This window comes from Mesorhizobium sp. M7A.F.Ca.US.014.04.1.1, assembly GCF_003998745.1.
GTDB lineage: Bacteria > Pseudomonadota > Alphaproteobacteria > Rhizobiales > Rhizobiaceae > Mesorhizobium > Mesorhizobium ciceri.
In genome coordinates this window covers 1-2,217 of the sequence record NZ_RZRW01000765.1, presented here as the reverse complement: position 1 = coordinate 2,217, position 2,217 = coordinate 1, and the positions used below count along the sequence as shown (strand labels likewise).

General features: G+C 63.9%; 4 protein-coding genes. 1 reads left to right on the top strand and 3 read right to left on the bottom strand.

The features are described from left to right. The coding region (locus EOA22_RS31185) for a metal ABC transporter permease (RefSeq protein ID WP_164756093.1) at positions 1–519 on the bottom strand (519 nt) is incomplete at its 3' end. Next, entirely contained in the window at positions 519–1,325 is an 807-nt protein-coding gene (aztA, locus tag EOA22_RS31180; protein WP_063167741.1) for a zinc ABC transporter ATP-binding protein AztA, read from the bottom strand. The genes EOA22_RS31185 and aztA, both read right to left, overlap by 1 nt. A gap of 226 nt (positions 1,326–1,551) precedes the next feature. Here aztA and EOA22_RS31175 point away from each other — a divergent pair, with 226 nt between their 5' ends. Then, positions 1,552–1,896: a RidA family protein gene (locus tag EOA22_RS31175; protein ID WP_013532306.1), complete on the top strand. Its 345-nt coding sequence runs from the start codon at positions 1,552–1,554 to the stop codon at positions 1,894–1,896. Positions 1,897–1,941: 45 nt separating this feature from the next. Here the strand turns inward: EOA22_RS31175 and EOA22_RS31170 are convergent. Continuing rightward, a partial coding sequence (locus tag EOA22_RS31170; RefSeq protein WP_127390491.1) for a UTRA domain-containing protein occupies positions 1,942–2,217 on the bottom strand: 276 nt, incomplete at its 5' end.

Here is a 2,217-nt window from a genome sequence, read left to right as displayed (position 1 = left end):
GAACAGCGGGTCGAGGCATTCGGCGACCAGCGCCCGCCAGAAGATGGCGAGGCTGGCCAGCGTCACCGCGACGATGCCGCCGATCAGCGTCAGGGCCTCGTCATTGAGCGCCAGCACGGTGCCGAACAGCACATGCATGAGATCGACGCTGGAACCGCGGATCGACACCATCAGCACGCCGATGGCGAGCGAAATCAGGTAGAAAGCCGCCATCGAGGCGTCTTCGCGCTGGATGGTGAAACGCGAGACGGCGCCGGCGCCGAGCGCGACGATGACGCCGGCGATCAGGCCGCCGATGGTCATCGGCAGGATTTCCAGCCCATAGAACAGGAAGCCGGCGGCTGCACCGGGCAGGATTGCGTGCGCCATGGCGTCGCCCGACAGGCTCATGCGCCGCAGCATAAGGAAGACGCCGATCGGGCAGGCGCCGAGCGACAGCATCAGCGAGCCGATCAACGCCCGCTGCATGAAGGCGAAATCGGCGAAGGGCGCGATGACTAGGCCGTAAAGCATGTCCATCAAGCAGCCCTCGGTCCGACGCCATGTTGGTGATCGTGATCGTGGCCATGGTGATCGTGACCATGAGCGTCCTCGCCCGGCTCGCACCAGGGTGCATTTTCTTCCCAGGCCTCGTGAAAACGGCGGGCGCGCAACAGATTTTCAGGCTTCAGCGTTTCCCGGGTTTCGCCCCAGGCGATCGGCTGGCGGGCCAGAAGCAGCGTTTCGGGGAAATTCTGCCGCACCAGATCCAGATCGTGGACGACGACCATGATGGTGCGTTCCTCGCCATGCCAGTGCTTGATCAGCGCAATGAGGTCGCCGACCGTCTTGGCGTCGACGGCGTTGAAGGGTTCGTCGAGCAGGATGAGGTCGGCGTCCTGCAGCAGGACACGGGCAAACAGCGTGCGCTGCAGTTGGCCGCCCGACAGCGTGTCGATCGGCCGCTTTTCAAAACCGCCGAGGCCCACCGCCATCAGCGCCTTGCTGACGTCATCGCGATCTTCCCTAGTGTAGCGGCCAAGCAGGCCGCGCCGTGGCCACAGGCCGAGCGAAACCAGATCCACCACCCGCGCCGGAAAGGACCGGTCGAGCTCCGATTGCTGCGGCAGATAGGCCGCACGTACACCGGGTGCGCGGACAACCTCGCCGGCCATCGGCTTCAGGACGCCGACAATACCTTTCATCAGCGTCGATTTGCCGGAGCCGTTGGCGCCGACCACAGCGGTCAGCGAGCCCTTGCGGATGGTGCCGTCGAGATGATGGATCGCCGGATGGCTGCCGTAGCCAAGCGTCAGGTCGCGGAATGTCAGGCAGGTATTTGTCATTCTGCGATCCGTAGGCGGCGAAATCCGGCTGCTGGCAGCGGCCGATTGGATATGTGATGTTATTACATTAGTCAACAAGCCAATCCGGCGGAATTGCGGCGGCAGGGTCAACTTGCCGTGTGTGCGTATCATATGCCGTTGGCCCAAGGGGATTCGACCTGGCGACCTTGCCCCAAGCCGGTCGCGACTCTAAAGAAGCGCAACCGCCACAGGAAGGAACCATCCAATGAGCATTCGTCGCATCGATGTCGGCCCGCGCATGAGCCAGATCGTCATCCATGGCAATACCGTCTATCTGGCTGGTCAGGTCGGCCAGCCAACCGGCAATGTCGCTTCGCAGACCAGGGACATCCTGGCGGCTGTCGACGAATTGCTGGCCAAGGCTGGCTCCGACAAGACCAAGATCCTGCAGGCGATCATCTGGCTGGCCGACATGAGCACCTTTGCCGAGATGAACGCGGAATGGGACAAGTGGGTGCCGCAGGGCAACACGCCAGCCCGCGCCACCGGCGAAGCAAAGCTCGCCGCCCCGGAATATCTGGTCGAGATTATTATTACCGCTGCGATTTGAGGCGTTGAAGCTGCCAATCTCCCCCCACGTGGGGGGAGATCAGCCTCACCCCTGCGGCCTGAACCTCGCCACCAGCGTGTGGCTCTCGGCCGCGTAGGTGAAGCGCACATGGGTGACCGGGTGCTCGGCGCTCCACGTCCGTCGCTCGACCACCAAGCAGGGCGCACCGGTTTCTATATCGAGTGCAGCCGCGATATGCCTGTCGGCGGCGACAGCGCGAATCCGGTGCTCGGCTTCGCTCCACGGCACGCGGCCAATCCGCCATGGTCCTGGTGCGGTGGCCACGAATTCCTCGTCCGCTGCCTCGGGCACGGCGGTGGG

Excerpts from the sequence above, each read along its gene's own strand:
- aztA (WP_063167741.1), bottom strand. The coding sequence starts at position 1,325 with ATGACAAATACCTGCCTGACATTCCGCGACCTGACGCTTGGCTACGGC.
- EOA22_RS31175 (WP_013532306.1), top strand. The coding sequence starts at position 1,552 with ATGAGCATTCGTCGCATCGATGTCGGCCCGCGCATGAGCCAGATCGTC.